Annotated in this window: 17 protein-coding genes and 2 pseudogenes; 9 read left to right on the forward strand and 10 right to left on the reverse strand. The window is 41.4% G+C overall.

The genetic code is table 11. The annotated features are described in order from the left end of the window. The first annotated feature begins 43 nt into the window (after positions 1-43). Genes J4E06_RS02000 through J4E06_RS18390 form a run of 8 tightly spaced genes read left to right on the forward strand, consistent with a single transcriptional unit; the run spans position 44 to position 2,715 of the window. Positions 44-487, forward strand: a complete 444-nt coding sequence (locus tag J4E06_RS02000) for a PepSY-like domain-containing protein (RefSeq protein WP_349522376.1) — start codon at positions 44-46, stop codon at positions 485-487. Between the two features lies 1 nt (position 488). Beyond that, complete coding sequence (locus tag J4E06_RS02005) at positions 489-1,238, forward strand: DUF2490 domain-containing protein (protein ID WP_349522377.1); 750 nt, start codon at positions 489-491, stop codon at positions 1,236-1,238. A gap of 15 nt (positions 1,239-1,253) precedes the next feature. Beyond that, the gene (locus tag J4E06_RS02010) at positions 1,254-1,448 is read left to right on the forward strand and encodes a hypothetical protein (RefSeq protein WP_349522378.1); all 195 of its coding nucleotides are present in this window, start codon (positions 1,254-1,256) and stop codon (positions 1,446-1,448) included. Continuing rightward, positions 1,438-1,572, forward strand: a complete 135-nt coding sequence (locus J4E06_RS02015) for a hypothetical protein (protein ID WP_349522379.1) — start codon at positions 1,438-1,440, stop codon at positions 1,570-1,572. The genes J4E06_RS02010 and J4E06_RS02015 overlap by 11 nt, the downstream gene beginning before the upstream one ends. Continuing rightward, the gene (locus tag J4E06_RS02020) at positions 1,573-1,890 is read left to right on the forward strand and encodes a serine hydrolase domain-containing protein (protein WP_349522604.1); all 318 of its coding nucleotides are present in this window, start codon (positions 1,573-1,575) and stop codon (positions 1,888-1,890) included. Between the two features lie 8 nt (positions 1,891-1,898). After that, complete coding sequence (locus tag J4E06_RS02025; RefSeq protein WP_349522605.1) at positions 1,899-2,366, forward strand: serine hydrolase domain-containing protein; 468 nt, start codon at positions 1,899-1,901, stop codon at positions 2,364-2,366. 53 nt (positions 2,367-2,419) lie between these two features. Then, the gene (locus J4E06_RS02030) at positions 2,420-2,548 is read left to right on the forward strand and encodes an SUMF1/EgtB/PvdO family nonheme iron enzyme (RefSeq protein ID WP_349522606.1); all 129 of its coding nucleotides are present in this window, start codon (positions 2,420-2,422) and stop codon (positions 2,546-2,548) included. After that, on the forward strand, positions 2,527-2,715 hold the full coding sequence (locus J4E06_RS18390; protein WP_502877330.1) for an SUMF1/EgtB/PvdO family nonheme iron enzyme: 189 nt from the start codon (positions 2,527-2,529) through the stop codon (positions 2,713-2,715). The genes J4E06_RS02030 and J4E06_RS18390 overlap by 22 nt, the downstream gene beginning before the upstream one ends. A 734-nt stretch (positions 2,716-3,449) precedes the next feature. On the opposite strand, the gene J4E06_RS02035 is transcribed toward J4E06_RS18390, so the two are convergent. From J4E06_RS02035 to J4E06_RS02065, 7 genes and pseudogenes are all read right to left on the reverse strand, one after another. Next, positions 3,450-4,688: a type II toxin-antitoxin system HipA family toxin gene (locus J4E06_RS02035; protein WP_349522380.1), complete on the reverse strand. Its 1,239-nt coding sequence runs from the start codon at positions 4,686-4,688 to the stop codon at positions 3,450-3,452. Beyond that, positions 4,685-4,987, reverse strand: coding sequence for a helix-turn-helix domain-containing protein (locus J4E06_RS02040; RefSeq protein WP_293167427.1), 303 nt, complete (start codon positions 4,985-4,987; stop codon positions 4,685-4,687). The genes J4E06_RS02035 and J4E06_RS02040 overlap by 4 nt, the downstream gene beginning before the upstream one ends. Positions 4,988-5,823: 836 nt before the next feature. Next, a pseudogene (locus J4E06_RS02045) lies at positions 5,824-7,403 on the reverse strand (PIG-L family deacetylase); the annotation flags it as partial. Then, positions 7,377-7,643: pseudogene (locus J4E06_RS02050) on the reverse strand (Na+:solute symporter); the annotation flags it as partial. The pseudogenes J4E06_RS02045 and J4E06_RS02050, both read right to left, overlap by 27 nt. Positions 7,644-7,648: 5 nt before the next feature. Continuing rightward, on the reverse strand, positions 7,649-8,575 hold the full coding sequence (locus J4E06_RS02055; RefSeq protein ID WP_349522381.1) for an NAD-dependent epimerase/dehydratase family protein: 927 nt from the start codon (positions 8,573-8,575) through the stop codon (positions 7,649-7,651). A gap of 10 nt (positions 8,576-8,585) precedes the next feature. Next, a complete protein-coding gene (locus tag J4E06_RS02060) occupies positions 8,586-9,467 on the reverse strand; it encodes a sugar phosphate nucleotidyltransferase (protein ID WP_349522382.1) in 882 nt (293 codons plus the stop codon). A 2-nt stretch (positions 9,468-9,469) separates the two neighbouring features. Further along, positions 9,470-10,558, reverse strand: a complete 1,089-nt coding sequence (locus tag J4E06_RS02065; protein WP_349522383.1) for a mevalonate kinase family protein — start codon at positions 10,556-10,558, stop codon at positions 9,470-9,472. 174 nt (positions 10,559-10,732) lie between these two features. Here J4E06_RS02065 and J4E06_RS02070 point away from each other — a divergent pair, with 174 nt between their 5' ends. After that, complete coding sequence (locus J4E06_RS02070; protein WP_349522384.1) at positions 10,733-11,761, forward strand: substrate-binding domain-containing protein; 1,029 nt, start codon at positions 10,733-10,735, stop codon at positions 11,759-11,761. Between the two features lie 222 nt (positions 11,762-11,983). Here J4E06_RS02070 and J4E06_RS02075 read toward each other — a convergent pair whose 3' ends face one another. From J4E06_RS02075 to J4E06_RS02085, 3 genes are read right to left on the reverse strand one after another with little or no spacing between them, the layout of a single operon-like run. After that, positions 11,984-13,084 carry an acyltransferase family protein gene (locus J4E06_RS02075; protein ID WP_349522385.1) on the reverse strand — a complete coding sequence of 367 codons (1,101 nt, stop codon included), beginning with the start codon at positions 13,082-13,084 and terminating at the stop codon, positions 11,984-11,986. Positions 13,085-13,129: 45 nt separating this feature from the next. Beyond that, positions 13,130-14,455, reverse strand: a complete 1,326-nt coding sequence (locus tag J4E06_RS02080) for a vanadium-dependent haloperoxidase (protein WP_349522386.1) — start codon at positions 14,453-14,455, stop codon at positions 13,130-13,132. Next, a complete protein-coding gene (locus tag J4E06_RS02085) occupies positions 14,436-17,801 on the reverse strand; it encodes a VCBS repeat-containing protein (protein ID WP_349522387.1) in 3,366 nt (1,121 codons plus the stop codon). Before J4E06_RS02085 ends, J4E06_RS02080 begins: the two co-directional genes overlap by 20 nt. Between the last annotated feature and the right edge of the window lie 110 nt (positions 17,802-17,911).

Raw genomic sequence — 17,911 nt, forward strand, 5'->3', positions numbered from 1 at the left:
TTGGGTTTTTCCTTTGTAGTGTAACCCTAAAAATATATTACTAATGATAAAGCAATTCGTACTCATTGTGGCGACATGCTCATTTAATTTTTCCAACGCACAGGACATTCCGCAAAACCAAGTTCCATCTCTAATCGTGAACCTGTTCAGCGCAGAATTCCAAAAAGCGACGGACATTGAATGGGAAATGGATGGCACTCTCTATACTGTTGATTTTGAAACAGCTTGGTACCTGAACCACACGGTATGGTATAACGAAGAGGGAAATATTGTGAAGCATATGGAGGATATTCAAGTAAGTAAATTGCCCAAAGCCGTTAAACAAAAGATCAAATCGGGATTTAGCAGCTATATCATTGATGATATTGAACGTATCACGGAAAATGAAAAAATAGTGTACGGCTTTGAACTTAACTCCATGATACACCAAGACTGGGATGTGGTTGTGGACAGCAAGGGAAAGATAGTGAGTAAAATAGTAGATTAGTATGTCCAAGAGTTTAGTTTCCGCACTATTTGGAATAATATGCTACTCCACCTGCCTTGCCCAAATCTCCCCTCCCGGGCTGGGTGATATCAATACTGCTGGTTGGTTTGCTATCGGATTAAAACAAGAGTTGTCAGAAAAAGAAGGGGTGACTTCAACTACTTATTTGGGTTTGGGAAGTAGTAGTAACCCAAACAACTTTAATCCATTCGAAAGAAATGTCATTTACGTTGTAAACCAAGAAATCAAGCATCGTTTCAGTACACAATGGCAATATTCAGGGGCACTGAGCTATCGTTGGCAGAACAATTATATCGATGAGCGACCTTATGTGTTGAATGACCCCAATGCCCGGCAAGAGTTTCGTGTTTATGGCAGGTTTTCTTATCTGAATAATGCATTTTCTTTGACCTATCGGCCGGAACTACGTTATTTCTTTGACCCGGATTTTAGTCCTGCTAAGGAAACCGTTCAGTTTCGTTCACGCATTAGAACAAAAATAGCGATCAACCTTAATTCATCAAAATCACAAAAACTTACCACAACCATGGAAGCCTTTTTTTCGGTGGGTAGAACAAATAATTGGGGCGTATTGAACTATAAAGAAGCTCGATTCTGTATCTATTATTCCATAAGTCCAATTAACAGGACAACATTCAATATTGGATACATGAACAACATTCTAGGTAAGTCCTTTTCAAAAACCGCTCATTATTTTGGCCTTGATATCATAGTTCACAATTTATTCTAAAATACAAGGCTGTTAATGGACTTGAATGAAAATATTGTCCATTACGGATATGATGCAAAAAACGGGCATGGTATACCACCCAAAACGGAAAAAAGTGAGTATAGCAAAATAACCAACAAAATACTGACCTACAAGCTAGTACAACGAAATATTGGGTGGTTCAATTTTGCCGTTTTTAGTGGCTCCCACAATCCGTCCCATGCACTGTAATACCTTAGTTTTTGAAGTGACGAAAAAGCTTGAATTCTCCGACAGCTTAAAATTGTCCCTTCAGGAAGCTTCGGACTACTATGGACTCCCTGGTTTGAGTTTTGCCATGGTAGAAGACCACTAAATTCTCTGGCATGGGCAGTGGGGAGTAAAAAATCAGGCGACCAAGGAATTGATCGATGAATATACGGCCTTTTCAACCGCCTCAATCTCAAAACCATTTACGGCCACGCTCTTTGCCCTATTGGAAGAACGGGGAGCAATAAATCTGGATGTACCTGTCTTGAACTACCTCAAGCGTTGGCGCTTCCCGGGAGTTTCCTCAAAAGAGGCTTCCAAAATAACCCTAAGAAGATTGTTGAGCCATACCGCAGGTACCTCACAGCATGGCTTTGTTGACTATTACTTTGGTGATACGATTCCCACCTTACCAAAAGCCTAAATGGTAAAATAGCTGGAAATGATGCGCTAAGACTCCAATTCGAACCAGGTTCGGATTGGCGATATAGTGGTGGAGGTTATGTAATAGCCCAAATGGCATTGGAGGATCATCTGGGCAAATCATTGGCCGATTTGGCCGAGACATATCTCTTCAAGCCATTAGGCATGAACTATAGTACGATGAGACAACCTCATGAGGCTGGGTTTCTCACAAATGTTGCCCAAGCTCATGATGAAAATGGCCAGATTATCCGCACTGGAACCCCTATTACACCACAGGTTGCTCCCTCCGGTCTTTGGTCCACCCCGCTTGACATCGCGATATTTATAATTGAATTTCAGCGCGCACTTGCTGGACAAGACACCAAGGTGATTTCCCAAGCAGTGGCCCAAAGTGTGGTGGATGTGGTCACCCTAAAGGTAATGGGAGGATGGAGTATGGGTTGGGGACAAAAATCCAATTTATTGTACCATTGATAGGTTGTTATAATATTGTCCCGTAGCTGATTCAATACAGGTATTCGATTGCCATTAGGGCCGTTGGCGAGCAGGATGATGGCTATAAGTATGTGGCGCCAGTAGGCTCTTTTGCTACAAATGACAAGGGTTTGTACGATATTCTCGGTAATGTTTGGGAATGGTGTTCGAGTCCGTTGTGAAACAGTACCCAATTGCGGACAACAAGCCTGAAGAAGACCAGTATGTTGATCGAGGGGGAGGCTGGGACTCCCCTCCATTTAGTGCAAGACGAAATACTCGAGGGGCGGCCAATGCTAAATTCAATGCTATCAATTTAGGGTTTCGGGTTGTATGCGATTGTGATTGAATTTTTTGATTTCTGACCTCTTCCTTTAATAACCCGCCATTCCAAAAAGATAATCTCGGCCATTTGCAATTGCATTAACAAATTCTAATACTTATCGAGCTCATGAGCATTATCATTAGAACAGAAACTGTACCTATCTATGGTATGAGAAATCCATACCCCGATGATTCAAGAAGACTAAGGTAGCAATGAAATCTGCACAAAAGCGAACGCAACGAAGTGAAGTGCTGCAAGCCCCAAATCTTACCATGTTAAAACATGCATTAAAATGAATGTTTTATTGATTTAATTGGAAACGCCGGACATGGTATACCACCTTCGCCGGATAGAATTGAGCACCCTCAAGACTAACGCAAAAGCCTGATCTTAAAATCACTAAATCCAAAAATTAGGTGGCTCTTATTTTCCGTTTTTGGTGGTCTCAACCATCCGGCTAATCCAATCGGACACCCCAATCTTGGACAGCGAAGTGTTCAAAGAACTGAGGACATCCTGCACATACAACTCTCCGATAACGTAAAGGCACGTCACATCGATCCAGCGTCCAGCAATGACTATGTCAAAGGAGGTATGGGCGACAAAAAAGTCAGATCCCAATACGAGATCTATGATTACCTAAAATCAAGATCCGTACTTTAATGGGTGGAACGGGTATGGGAAATACCGAAAGCGAGTTAATTGAACCAACGCAATTCGACCTTGATCATACCTGAAATAGTCGCCGTTTGTTTCGATCAAATAGTCCCTATTCTGGATTTAATCAACTTGATGTTCGTTTTTGTCACACCATGTTCGTCAGCCAAAGTTTCCCAATAACCAAGGGCATGCTTGGTTTGGTCTATGATTTCATTGACCTTGGATTCTTTTAAACTTGCTTCCTCCCCTAATTTCAATAAATGTCCAATGGAAGGCGATTGTCCCTCTCCCATGACCATGGTACTCTGTTGTCCCCGTGGACCTGATGAAAAGGTCAGGTCATAGGCGGGGGATAATTTCCACTCCCCGTTTTCACCCATAACAAAAGAAAAGTTCTTACCGTGGTCATCCCGGTTATGGGAGAGCACATTGAATACGGCAAGACGGAACATTTTCTCAATTTCCCGCACATCCTTGGTAAGGGCACCCGTAAGGGCAATCAAATCTTCATAGTCCAGGGATGGAGTCCTAAAGTTCGAATGCAATAGACCACTAGCTGTATGCATATGTAATCTTTTATCTCCCTCCCTATCAAAGCGTTGGGTAGCAAAATAGCCGGAACCTTTTGCCGCATTAAATAGATGTACGGGCATCATATCCACACCAGCTTCCTTGGCCATAAGGGCATATACATACTCGATTGCACCGGCATCGCTACCATCGCTACTGTTTGCAAATTTGACCAGCCAATGCTCATGGTCGGGCCCAAGGTCATGTTTTCCTGATATAATGTGGTTTTTTTTAGTATCCAAGCCAATAAGGGCTTTCGGACGGGCTCCCGCAGATGAACCATTCAGATTGATAAGTTCCTCCAGCACCTCATCGGCCGCTCCATCCAAAATCTCCTGAGTGTGCTGCGAAAGTATATCCAAATCTATCGTATCTTTTTCAGTATCCGTCATACTATAATCAGGCTCATACACCAAAGCCCCAAGTCCTGTTGCACCAACATGGGCCAACCGGTCCAAAGATGAAAAATCATCTGGCAACAAATTTTGACTTCGAATATACCGGTCGAACAGCAGCCTCCCCCAACCATCCGGCAAACTGTCATTAAAGACACCGGGCAACCCCTCGAAGGGTTGATAGTCGAACACCTGAAGTCCAGGACCAAGGGGAAGTTTGATCGGGGATATTTCCAATCCTGTTTTTATGAAATCCGTGTCGTATTCAAAATATGTTTTATAATCCCGAATGGCCAAACGGCCCACTGGAATAGTATTTTTTCCAAAATCTATCCCGACCCTTAATTCATTTATAGAAATATAAGTGCTCATTCGTGCTTACCCCTTTTGGGCTTTTTATCATCTTTGGCCAATACATCATCGATGGATGAAAAATTGCTTTCCACAGGTTCGGTAACTGTTATAAGCTTATCCATGAACCCCAGCGTCAGGGCCAACTTTAAAAAAGATTCCAGGGAAATGCTTCCCTTTTGTTCGAATTTACGCAACGAGGATAAGCTTACTCCCGAGCGCTCCGCCAATCCCTTTTGGGTCAATTCCCTTCCAAGGCGCAGATCCCTCATGTTCTGAGCTATTCTTTTTTGAGCTCTCCTTTGAGTAATAAGTGACATTATAATGATAGTTATATACAAATATACATAATAATTACCACTATAATAATAGTTACATTAAAACACCCCCATTTTTATTAAAAATCATTTCATAAATCCCATTGGGAAAAATCGGCCTAAACCCGCACCTAGAACGCTATCTGGTGGAAAGGACGTACATAGTATACCACCTCCGCCGGATTAATGTGAGCATAGCAATATTTATTGCAAACCCTTTATGGCGTAGTCTGAAACGCTTTCTTAATGATTCAAAAATATCCGCTTTCAATGGTTATCTTTGACCGTTTTTTGCAGCCTTAGTCTAAAATGTTCAAATGGAACATTCATTTTGCTTAGCTTGATAAACACAATTAGCTTTTTATTGTATTCCACAGTAAACAAATAAGATTAATCTGGTTAGTGATTCGAAACTGCAACTCGGTTCCCTTTTCGACTTACTAGTTGCTATGGCGAATCCTCTGTATTCTTTGGAATTTTCATTCAAAAATCAGCATAATCGTGTTTGCCTAAGTTTTTATCGTATATAATTGTATTTCAATGTATTAATATCAATTCAGTGAAAAGTGACCTATTCGGTGAGCATAAAATATCAAAAAGCTTGAAACCCTAATAAATAAAGGGTTCACAGAGGTAGGTTCTAGTGCCTATAGCTCCTCTAAAGTCAAAACTTGATGTTCTAATTCGAAAGCGAGCAAACAAAAAACTCACATTTTTGTTTTATGAGCATCGTATTTTACAATCCATTATTTGTTATGCATCAATAAAGAAAAAACCATACTCATTATTGAGACATGGGGTTATGGGGTTTTCCTTCCATTTCTTCATAATAAATGTTATCAATAATTATACCTTACAAAGGCCTCAATGGCGGCATAACTGACCAATCCCAATTGTTGATACTTCTGGGCCGTGTCCTTGTTCCTATCCTCCACGAGCACCCAAAACTCACGAAGACCTTCTCCTTGGAACATTACCACGTCCTTTTGAGTCTGGTGGAAGAAGATTGCCTTCCGTTTCCGTAGTACCTGCTCTGGGCTCATGGGCACCGCCATCTCTATTCCATAATCCCACTCGTGCCAAGCACCACGGTACAACCATACCCAACAATCTGTCATAAAGGGTTTTTCTCTTAAACGCTTAAGGGATTCAAAAAGAGCTTCCAAGCACACCCGGTGCGTTCCATGTGGATCAGCCAAATCCCCCGCAGCATAGATTTGATGGGGCTTTATTTCCTCAATAATTCTGTTCATTATCTCAATGTCCTATCCCCCCAAAGGGTTTTTCTTAATCGTGCCGGTCTCAAAAAATGGACCTGACTATCCGGAATTCTCAGGAAACGGGTAGCTCCAAGGCTTTCTGCCCTTCTGATACTCCCTTTGACCTTTCTGACCAGTTCCGAATCAAAGTCTCCTTCCGTTTTTTCACTGATATCTTTGATCACTTCTGAAAAAAGCCCCTTTTGCCCCATATTGGTGGCCACTTCCGCCACCTTCATCGCTTCATGGTCGGCCACAGTGATATTTCCAGATGTTTGGTATGCAATGTGCACCTCACGTCCCTGTGCCACTAAACGGTCAAAGGTTCCACCCATGGAAATGACATCGTCATCAGGATGCGGACTAAATATGATTACCCGTTTTTTGGCTGGTTCGGCACGTTCAGGGCGGTTGGTATCATCAGCATTTGACTTGCCCCCGGGCCATCCGGTAATGGTGTGCTGTAAACGATTGAAAGTTTTTATGTTGATATCATAGGATGATTGTTCGAAGCTGAGCAGGTCGGACATCCCCGAATCATTGTAATCCTTGTCCGTCAATTGGAGTAATGGTTTGTTCTTTTGTAAGCTGAGCCATACCATTGCTTTGTGGGTAAGGTCTTCGGTCCAACCACAACTGCTTACCAACCAAGGAGGTCAATCCGTGTAAGATGTGCTGCCGCCTCCCTGTCCAGCACGAAGGTGGTATTATCGTGTCCTTGTAGGTAGGTGGCCGGTACTTTGGGGCTTATCTCCCCTTCTATCGTTTCCTTGACCACATCCGCCTTATTCTGTCCCCAGGCCAAAAGCACGATATGCTTGGCCTTTCTTATGGTGCCTATTCTCATGGTAATGGCCTTTCTGGGCACATTTTCCAGACCTTTGAAGGCCGGGACCGCATCCACACGGGTAATGTGGTCCAAGGTAATGTCCCGGGTGGCGGAGTTGAAATGGGATCCCGGTTCATTAAAGCCGATGTGCCCTGTCCTACCGATCCCCAAAAGCTGAAAATCCGGTCCCCCCGGCCGCTTCAATCTTTCTTTCATATTCCTTGCAATACTCCTTTATGCCTTACAGTGGAACCGTACCATCAGGAACGTGGACGTTTTCTGGCTCGATGTCAACATGGTCGAACAATCCGGTCAACAGAAATACCCACCAAACCCAGTTGCCCGATACTCCGTTGGTCCGTACTATATCAGTTACAAGGTTGGGAGTATCGGTGGAAAAGGTCGTGGCCACCATGGACATCCCCAATAGCCACCAAGGCATGGACCGTCCCGACAAAAAATATTCAGCACTGCTTTTCCCGGAGCTTTTGGACACAAATAGGCCAATGCCCAACGTAATCGTGAAAAAGCTGAAGATGATGATGTAGTCCCAAAAATCCAATACAATCATAGTTGTTATTTTTTAAGAAGTTCCTGTTCATAAAATGCAATGGTCTCCACCAATGCGCTGTTCAGGTCATATTTGGGTACAAATCCCAGGGATTGGAATTTGGCCACATCCGCCTGGGAGTGTTTGACATCACCAGCCCTCTCGGGCTTAAAAGTGATATGGGACTTCGAACCTGTAATTGAAATGATTCGTTCCGCAAGCTCCAGTATGGTAGCGCTATGGCCCAGTGCTACATTGTACACTTCAGTACCTTTTTCCAATGCGAACATATTGGCGGCCACAACATCCTTGACATATACAAAATCGCGCGTCTGCTGCCCATCTCCATAAATGGTAATGGCTTCGTTCAAAAGCGCTTTTTGTATAAAGATGGGCACGGCGGCCGCATAGGCCGAATCTGGGTTTTGTCTTGGTCCAAAAACATTGAAGTAGCGCAAGGAAGCCGTGGGAACGTTCCACTGATCGGAATACATCCTCAGATAAAACTCCCCGTCCAATTTGGTCATAGCGTAAGGGGTAAGGGGTTCGGGCAACATGTGCTCCACTTTGGGCAACTGCGGATTATTGCCGTATATGGCCGCCGAACTGGACAAAATCAATTTGCAGCCTGATGTTTCCCTCGCAGCATCAAGTACATTCAGGGTACCTTCCACATTGATCTGCAAGCATTCGCTGATCTTTTGCAATGACTCAGGCACACTCACCAAAGCCGCCAAATGAAATATTCCCTTGGCATCACTGGCCAAATCGAGCATCAACTCTTTGTCCCTGATGTCACCCTCCACAAAATCAACATCCAAATGTGCTATGTTTTTCGTGAAGCCGGTCCTTAGATTGTCCACGACAACAACTTTATGGCCTTGCGAGCGTATTGATTCCGCAATATGGCTTCCTATAAAACCTGCACCACCTGTTATGAGATATTTATCCATTCTGGTGATTTTATTCCCAATCCAAAGTGGGATAGTGCTTTTCAAGATAATTTTTCACATCGATGATATCATCCTTAGCCGTAAGATCGGGGACATGCTCGGAAAAGGGAATGCCGACGGCAGTCTTCGGATACTCCTTTAACATGTTCAAAAATGCCGTGGGAAGTTCCTTTTCATTTCGGTCTGGATGCACGGGACAATTTTGAAGAAAGGAATCCATTTTGGCACCATCAAAGGTGAAGGCGTTCATGCTTACCCTGAGTTTTCCCATGGTATCGCGGTAGGCACCTACCTGGGGTGGTTCTGGCTTTTCCACGATGTCCGTCAAATAACCTTCATCATCCAATTTAACCAAGGCGAAGCGGGATATACGCTCTTCGGGAAACTCCATGGCATCACGATCATAGGCAATAAAGGCATTGGGAACATCTGTGTTTCTTAAGGCTGTAAAAGCTTCCACCGAGTACAGGTTATCACTGTTGCATACTGAATATCTTGTGCTCTTGAGTTCAGGATATTGTTCGGTGGCCTGATACAGGGCATCTGCGGTACCAAAAGGTTTGGCTCTATCTTTTGGAACAAATTGGGTGGCAAAAAATATTTCCATTCCATGGAACATGCTACTGTTTTCTCCCGAACCATAGAATTCCTTGAAAAGCTGCCCATTTTCTCCAATCACGATGTATATTTTTGCATATCCTGCCTTTTTTGCGTTGTATAGGACATAATCGAGCAAGGGTCGGCCTTGTTGCCCAACACCGATCAGGCCCTTGCTTCTTTCGTTCGCCTGCTTGATGTCTTCTTCACTTAGGTCTTTCTGGATAAGTGCCTCTTTTTTCATTCTGGAGGATGCTCCCCCAGCTAGGATTATTAAACTTGAAATTGGTTCCATTTTTATTCTTTTGATTTGTTAATGATTACTCCAGGATCTACTTGCACGGAATAGGCATCTTTTGCACCTGCATGCTTTATGGCATCAATAACTTTTTGCTGCTCTCCCGGACCTGCAAGCACTACTATGCTTCCTCCACGTCCGGAGCCGACGATCTTGGCACCCAGAGCACCAGCTTCCAATGCCGAATCGATCATGTTATCGATAAGTGGCAAGGTTATTTTTAAATATTCTTTCAAAACGAAATGGTGTTCGTTCATCAGTCTCCCTATCGCTTCTAAATCCAACCTAGGCTTTCGAAATTCCAATAATGCACGTTGTGTAACATCATAATTTAACACCGCTGCCTCGAAATATACCTTTAGATCGTCCGGAACGTAATTGGCATAATCCGGAAATTCTTTTTTTGATACTTGTTTTATATCAAATGTTGGTATCTTTTCCTTCACCTTGTTTATAGCCAGCATTGCTTTTTCCTTGAGTTCCCCCAACACCCCTGTGGTCTGTTTTGGAATACCGGATTCGGCCACCACCAATCCTGAAAGTTCAGCATGGAACACCTCATAATAAGGTCTATTCCCGGTCTCCAGATATATAATATTACCAATACCGATACTATAATGGTCCATCTTTCCTCCCGGGGACCCGTGGAACTCCACCTCTGCCTCATAGGCCAAGCGTGAAACAAATTCCTTGGTAATCGGCCGGTCACAACCAAAAGCAGTTAACAGAAACTGTATCCATCCAACAATTACTGCACTTGAACTTGAAGTTCCAGCATTTATCGCAATATTTCCAGATATGGATATATCGTATCCGGTATCCGGACGACATCCATAGTTTTCAAGGATTTTCATTGCGGCCAGGAGATGATCCTCTTTTTCAACGGATTCGATTTTGGAATCCAAATAGATGACGCGATACTCACCGATATCCGGTTTATCGATGCAGAACTTTCCTTTTGTATTCTTAGTAGCTCTAAGGGTAATGTGCCTGTTGATGGCACAGGCAATGACAGGCAAGCCTAAATAATCTTGGTGATCCCCGAACAAACAAGTTCTTCCAGGAGACTGTACAACTATGTCGCGCATGCTGAAAACAGAATTTAACGATTTATTAATCAAATATTTATACTTTTAAACTGATTGGACAAACAAGTTTAAACCAGCGATTTTGATGCAAGATATAAAAAAATGTGTACGTACACACTATTATTTTGTTATCGTACACACCGTAACAATCCTTTTTCTATATATTTGTTTGCGATGAAGAAAAAAATAACCATTAAAGACATTGCCAAGATTGCCAATGTCTCCATAGGAACGGTTGACAGGGTTATTCACAAGAGGGGAAAAGTTTCAGAAAAGGCCTTGCAAAAAGTAAATGATGCGCTAAAGGAGTTAGACTATAAACCCAATCCACTGGCCCGGTCCCTTAAAAACAATATAGTCTATGCCATTTCCATCTTTATCCCAAATCCCGAAAAAGATTCGTATTGGTTGCCATGCAAACAGGGCATACTGGAAATAATAAAAGAATACGAAGCATTTGATCTAGATATTTCCGTGAACTATTACGACCCTTTGAAGTCTGGTCATTTTTTTCAAAAAGGTTCGGAATTGATTGATAAATCACCAGATGCATTTTTGTTTGTACCTTTATTTGAACGTGAGAGTGACGTTTTATTAAAAAAGCTCAGCAAAAAGAACATATTGACCGCGACCTTCAATAGTTTATCTAGAAAACATGTTGACCAACATGTGGGGCAAGACCTGTATTTGAGTGGGAGGGTCGGGGCCAAGCTCATATCCAACTTTCTTCAAACATCATCCAAAATAGGTATTGTCCATATAGATGAAGCTTTCAGGAATGCTATTCATATGCAACAAAAAGAAAAGGGGTTTAGATCCTTTTTTAAAAGCTATGGTTTCAAACATGATATATGCACTAAAACCATCAATTCAGATGACATCCACAATGTTCTATTGAATTTCATAGAAAGCAATGGCATCAACACTTTTTTTGTGACCAACTCCAAAACATATGAGGTTGTGCGAACCCTTGAATTATTAGACAAAAAGGGTGTTGTTGTGGGATATGACCTACTACCGGAAAACACAAAGTACCTTGCCGAAGGAAAAATCCAGTTTCTTATTCATCAAGCACCAAGACTGCAAGCATCACTGTCACTTAAAAGTCTTGTGGAGAATTTATTGTTCAAAAAGGAGTTTCCCAAAAAACAATTCCTTCCGATTGAGATAATCAATTCAGAAAACCTAGGTAGTTACCATTAGTCGCTAACGATTTTCAAGGTTTGTTTTTATCAAATTTGATATATTGTGTTTGAGGCTCTTAAAAGATTAGAATAAAAAAATTGAGAAAACAATACGATTTCAAATCTATAGCATTGATTATCTTCCGACTGAAAAATTTCACAAAAAGAATTTCTTTAATTTATAAAATTCACTCAAATAAGCAGTTCGTTTGGTTCTTTCACTCTTTCAAAGTCGTTCATATTATATCTTAAAATAAATCTTATGCTTATTTAAAAAGTAGGTGAGATACCAAAACATGAAAAGAACAAAAAGTGCATTCAATACGAGAACAAGGTCATCAGGGAAGCCCATTGCTCCAAAAATACCATTTGTAAATATTAACCCAAAGCCCCTGAACCATTGAATACCAACGGTTTCTGAAAGGAGGTAAATAAAAATAGAATTGGTCCCGACAACTGAAAAAATCTGCAGCCATTTTTTTTGTTTTTTCCTTATGTCTATATACCAATAGAATAGAGTTAACGTTAAGAGGGTATACCCCCCTGAAACTAAGGTAAATGATGTTGTTGCTATCCTTTTTATAATTGGCGTAATGTCAGTTAAATCCAATATATAACCACAAAAAAGCATTGCCAAACCACCTAAAACAAAGATTTTCAATTTCTCCTTTTCTGTGCGTTTTGAAAGTAATAGTTGGCCACAAATCACGCCCCAAATCGTATGTGCGGCAGTGGGGATGAAATTTATTGTTACCCAACCACCATCGTTGATTTTGCCCATAAGGACCATATCCATAAAAGACCCAAAGCTTTCTCCATTGTTGTATGGGTTCTGAAAGTCATACATTCTATAAAGCACCTCAGTTAGGACAAGAAGTCCAAGAGAAATTAAAAATTGATATTTATAGGAAAGGTTCATAATGGCATAGGCAATGAGAATTGTGAATGCCAATTGGACCAATACATTCCATAACTCCCACACTAATGCATGACGGTATACACAATGCAGCAAGACACCAAAAACAAACAACAGAAAGCACCGTTTGAGAATATGTTTGGTTACTTGCCCCCTAGAACCGGTTGCAAGTCTTTTACGCAAAGAAAAAGGCATTGCAACCCCCACAATGAACATGAAGAACGGTTGGATCATATCCCAAAATCGAAGTCCATGCCATGGATGATGATGTAATTGCAGCGCTAAGGGCTCTAAAAAGGTATTTTTAGAAAATTCATAAAAATTATGGTGAAAACCCGCTGCTTCAGCAATAAGCAAAAACATAGTAAGACCTCTAAAGACGTCAAGTGAAAATAGGCGATTGGAAAAATTTTGTGTTGCTGACATTGGTTGGTTTGGTTGATTATCCTAATTGCAAAATGACAAAAGGGTTCACTTTAGTTTGATGTTTCTCAATACATATTCTCCAATAGCTTTACCTTGTGACAGGCCTTTTTCGATGGCTGGCCGATAATGGATGCCTCCATATAATCTACTTATGGCCGCTTCTTCGGCAGCCTGCATAAAGGACTGATATTTTCTTTCGGGAAGACCATAAGGTACTTCTGTAGAATCAATGAATGCATACTGAGCGCCTACCAATTCGGTTAAAACCGTTGCTGCTGCGCCAGAGGCCACACTATGACCTGAAGTATGCTCAGGAAAAGCAGGGGTCTGCAATATAGGGTTCCAATCTGGGTCTATATAGGTGTTTATGTATGTTTCAGGCCTAATAAGATTACTCCTGTATTTTTCATCCCAGCAACTTATGAATGCATCAGCTAAAGCCACACTTACCGCTGCCAAGGTGCCCTGCTTTGCTGAAAGACCTGCTTCCATGTCTTCCGTGGCTTGGCAAGTTATATGCATCCAATGACCTCCAGGGGAAATTTTTTGCTTAAAGTACATTACATGTCCTTGTGTTACCGATATATTAGGGTTACAATCCCAAAATTTTGCGATATCAACCTCCTCCTGACTTAATTCAATTACAATGGAATATACTTCCTTGGCTTCTTCATAAAATTTGGTCCCTTCTTTCTCACTGAAAGGAGTTGGAGGGCCAGGATCAAACTGTTTTGCCGAGTTTATTACAAATGGCCTCAGGGTGCTCCAATGGGGTTCAATGGCATCCATATATCCCGGAGGTGTTGGGCGCCAGCGACCTAGATTTTCCGTTACGCTGTACCTAGGAAGAGCGGTCCTTTCATTATAGCCGTCCTTTTTGGCCCATTTTAGAACTTGTTCACCTATCGCTTTTCCAAAATCAACCGAATTCTGGTAAATTTCTTTATCTATACCTATTTCCTTAACATCATCCAATATTGTTGTTTGTACCTCTTGAATACGCTCGCGGTCAAAAACAAGATTTTGTGCCACTTCGGTGAAAGCGACCATTGAAGCTAACGGAAAGTAATACAATTTGCCTGCTTGAGGTTCGGGTAAGCTTTGAAGCTCCTTTAGTTGGCCGGCAAATGATATATATTGACCATCTTCAAATCGAATGGCCTCATAACCAGCAATGTTTGAATATGCATAGATTCGACTGGCAACTGGCGGAGTAAAAATATCAGAAACTATTACATCCGTTAGCTTGTGGTTGAGCATTGTTGGACTGTTATCGAAATATAAATCCAGTGCTTCTTCATTGTACTGATTCTTGCATGCATTTAGAGCAATAAAAAGTACTAGACATAATCTACTGTAACGAACCTTCATTATATACTTTTTTAATGTTACCATCGCTATCCTCCAGAATAATGGTCTCAATGTTGTTATTTAAAAGAATACTTCTGCTATTTTGTGACAAGTAACCCTCGCCATGATAAAATTCCCGTTTATAGCTTGATCCATCTTTAAGGACAATTTCGGCGCTGACAATATTTGGGGAAACATCGAGACCTTTAAAATGACCTTGCTGCTGATTGAGTTGAAAGATTTTTAAAGTACTATCATTATTGGCAGCAAGCACATATACTTTACCGTCTGCTTTGGTCAGTTTAGATAAACCACTGGTGTCCCAATCATTTAAAAAACCGCTCTTCTCCATGGATAAGGTTGAGAATTTACCGTCGCCATTACCTTTTAAAACAATACCCTTGATTGCATCATACCTTCCAATAGAAACTTCTGTGGTATATGAATTTCCTGTCAATAATGCATCCAGAGCTCCATCTCCATCAAAATCATCAACAATGATGCCTTTAATTGGACCCATTTGACAATTTTTGGGCAACGCTCTAATGGAAAATCGTCCATCCCCTAGATTCTCTAAAAATGAACTTTCGAACAACGTACTGCGCACAATGTAGCTTCCCTCTATTTCTTCTGGCAGAAAGGCCTCCTCAAAAGTAACTTCTGAATAAGATTCATAGGTCTTAAAACGCGCCCTCATGGCATTGATTTGACCAATAATCTCATCTCTTGAGTGTACCATATATTCTTTGCCGTCTATGTAATGACTCATTACCGGATCCATTTTTCCATCTTTGTCAAAATCCTTGGCATAAATCGATACAGGTGTTTCTGCAGAAACATTGTACCTATTGTTAAGGCCCAGATTACCAACAAGATAATCAGTATCACCGTCGTTATCAAAATCGCCACCGGCCAAACTGTTCCACCATCCATTTGTATTAGACAAGCCAGTCCGTGATGAATCCAAATAATCAAGTTCCCCTTGGTTATTGTGAAATATTGTAATTGGCATAAATTCACCTACCACCAATAGGTCTCTCCAGCCATCGTTATCGTAATCGGTCCATAAAGCTGATGTAACCATAGTAAGTTTATCCCAGTTAGCTATGGACGAGCTAATATCTACAAACTTTATTTTTCCCGTGTTAGGGTCGGATACATTTTCCAAGAGATAACTTTTGGCAGGTATCGGGTAAGAACCGGGGTTTACTCTTCCACCGACAAAAAGATCCAAATCCCCATCATGATCAAAATCTGTGGCGGTTACAGTAGAACCACTAGAAGTGATTTCTGGTAAATTCATATGTCTCTTAAAATTACCCGATCCATCATTGATATATAAACGGTCTTGATACAGTTCACGGCCATTCTCCAAAGACACACCGCCACTTACCACGTATAAATCTACGTCTTGATCCCCATCGGCATCAAAAAAGAGGGCGCCCATATCTTCAAAATCAGCTTCCGGGCTAAAGGGGCTCATGCTAAACTGCCCCGTTGTATTCTGTAAAAATAATTTTCCGGGCAAGCCTGTCGCACCACCAATGTAAAAATCATCTATCCCATCCCCGTTAACATCTCCTACGGCAATTCCAGGTCCATTTCGGGAATGCATATGGGGGAGTATGGATTGCATCTTAAAATCTACCGTGGAATCTTCTTCATGTTTGTAGGTACTACCCACCAACGAATCATCCACATGATTAAAAAGTTTTGACGAGTCACTGTAGCTTTTGGAAACATAATTCTTCAATGCCGAGGCCTGGTCCAGGACAACCAATTGATTGGCCGTTATATCTGTTAATGTTTGATGCTTGTTGTCGGGCCATATAACTTCCAAAGAATCAATGGAATTATATCTTCCAATACCAAAATGTACTGTGGGATCAACGCCCGATTCATATCCCCGACTAAGATAATGTTCATAGTATTGCGTTATACTGTCCGTGGTAATCTTGATGGTGGCCCCAATTCCATCCCTGTTACCTTTTTTACCTTTCAGTTGAATCCGTAAATAATTTCTGTCTTCAAGCTTGTCCGCGGTATTTTCATATAGAAAAGCCGGTTGGTTGACATTGTTCACGACCAGATCTAAATCCCCGTCGTTATCCAAATCGGCATATGCGGCACCATTCGAGCAACTCGGCGTATCAATACCCCAGTCCTCAGTAACATTTTCAAAGGTTAAATCTCCTTTGTTTCTGTAAGCGTAGTTAATCAGTTTTGCAGGAGGAAGCTCTTGAATGGATTTAAGCTTTTGGTCAATCTTTGTTTGGGCATCTCCCAGTGGATTGTCATAAATGTTTTGATAATGAATGTAATCCAGATTTCCTAAGTCTCTTAAAAAACCATTGGTTACGTAGAGATCCTTGAAACCATCATTGTCATAATCCGCCAAAAGTGGGCTCCAGCTCCAATCCGTACTACTGATTCCTGACATAAAACCTATTTCACTAAACTCATCCTTACCCATATTGAGCTGCAAAGTATTCCGGCTATATTGGGGATCATAACCCGCTTTCAGCATCAGTTGGAACCTATCGTATCCCGTAGAGGATATAATCAATTTTTGTCTTTTGTTATCCTCTGGCCTCATATCCAGAACCATAATATCAGTTTTACCATCATTGTTGATATCGGCCACATCATTTCCCATTCCGGCGTAAGAGGTATGGTTAATGTATTCGCTAAGTTTATTTTTAAAAGTTCCGTCCTTTTGATTAATGTAAAGGATGTCACTACCAATAAAGTCATTGGATATATAAATATCAGGCCAACTGTCGTTATTGATATCAGATATACCAATTCCAAGGCCATACCCTTCCGTTAGGATTCCCGCATCCGTGGTTACATCCTTGAACTTACCATTGCCTTCATTTCGATAAAGACGGTCATTGCTAATAGACTCGCCATTAAGTTTTCTAGGTTTACTTACATTGACGCGTTGTTCATAGGCAGCCGGATTGACCATTAAATACATATCCAAATCTTGATCCTTATCATAATCAAAGAATGCAGCCTGCATGGATTGTCTTGTATCTGCAAGGCCATACTCAGGTGCCTTTTCCTCAAAAGTTAAATTCCCATTGTTTACATAGAGTAAATTAGCTCTTTCCGATTCCTTGTCTCCACCGGATACACAAACGTAAATATCCAACCATCCGTCCTGATTGATATCCACCATAGTAGCCCCAGTACCCCAACTAGAATCGAGGATTCCTGCAGTTTCGCTGATATCTTCAAACTTCAGCCCCCCTTTGTTTAAAAAGAGTCTTCCGGATACCATATTGCCACTAAAATATACATCTGGCAAACCATCGTTGTTTATATCGCCTATAGCTACCCCTGCCCCTGTATAAATATTCATGAATTGAAATACATTGACACTATCATTCTCGATAATGGTATTTTCAAATTGAAGACCTGTTGTTTTTGGGGAAAGGGATTTAAATAACACATGATCCCGACGACCACAAG

The sequence above is a fragment of the Allomuricauda sp. NFXS6 genome, from assembly GCF_040148835.1.
Taxonomy (GTDB): domain Bacteria; phylum Bacteroidota; class Bacteroidia; order Flavobacteriales; family Flavobacteriaceae; genus Flagellimonas.

Excerpts from the sequence above, each read along its gene's own strand:
- J4E06_RS02070 (WP_349522384.1), top strand. The coding sequence starts at position 10,733 with ATGAAGAAAAAAATAACCATTAAAGACATTGCCAAGATTGCCAATGTC.
- J4E06_RS02040 (WP_293167427.1), bottom strand. The coding sequence starts at position 4,987 with ATGTCACTTATTACTCAAAGGAGAGCTCAAAAAAGAATAGCTCAGAAC.
- J4E06_RS02080 (WP_349522386.1), bottom strand. The coding sequence starts at position 14,455 with ATGAAGGTTCGTTACAGTAGATTATGTCTAGTACTTTTTATTGCTCTA.
- J4E06_RS02055 (WP_349522381.1), bottom strand. The coding sequence starts at position 8,575 with ATGGATAAATATCTCATAACAGGTGGTGCAGGTTTTATAGGAAGCCAT.
- J4E06_RS18390 (WP_502877330.1), top strand. The coding sequence starts at position 2,527 with ATGGTGTTCGAGTCCGTTGTGAAACAGTACCCAATTGCGGACAACAAG.
- J4E06_RS02015 (WP_349522379.1), top strand. The coding sequence starts at position 1,438 with ATGCACTGTAATACCTTAGTTTTTGAAGTGACGAAAAAGCTTGAATTC.
- J4E06_RS02075 (WP_349522385.1), bottom strand. The coding sequence starts at position 13,084 with ATGTCAGCAACACAAAATTTTTCCAATCGCCTATTTTCACTTGACGTC.
- J4E06_RS02065 (WP_349522383.1), bottom strand. The coding sequence starts at position 10,558 with ATGCGCGACATAGTTGTACAGTCTCCTGGAAGAACTTGTTTGTTCGGG.
- J4E06_RS02010 (WP_349522378.1), top strand. The coding sequence starts at position 1,254 with ATGGACTTGAATGAAAATATTGTCCATTACGGATATGATGCAAAAAAC.
- J4E06_RS02060 (WP_349522382.1), bottom strand. The coding sequence starts at position 9,467 with ATGGAACCAATTTCAAGTTTAATAATCCTAGCTGGGGGAGCATCCTCC.
- J4E06_RS02035 (WP_349522380.1), bottom strand. The coding sequence starts at position 4,688 with ATGAGCACTTATATTTCTATAAATGAATTAAGGGTCGGGATAGATTTT.
- J4E06_RS02005 (WP_349522377.1), top strand. The coding sequence starts at position 489 with ATGTCCAAGAGTTTAGTTTCCGCACTATTTGGAATAATATGCTACTCC.
- J4E06_RS02085 (WP_349522387.1), bottom strand. The coding sequence starts at position 17,801 with ATGAATATTTATACAGGGGCAGGGGTAGCTATAGGCGATATAAACAAC.
- J4E06_RS02000 (WP_349522376.1), top strand. The coding sequence starts at position 44 with ATGATAAAGCAATTCGTACTCATTGTGGCGACATGCTCATTTAATTTT.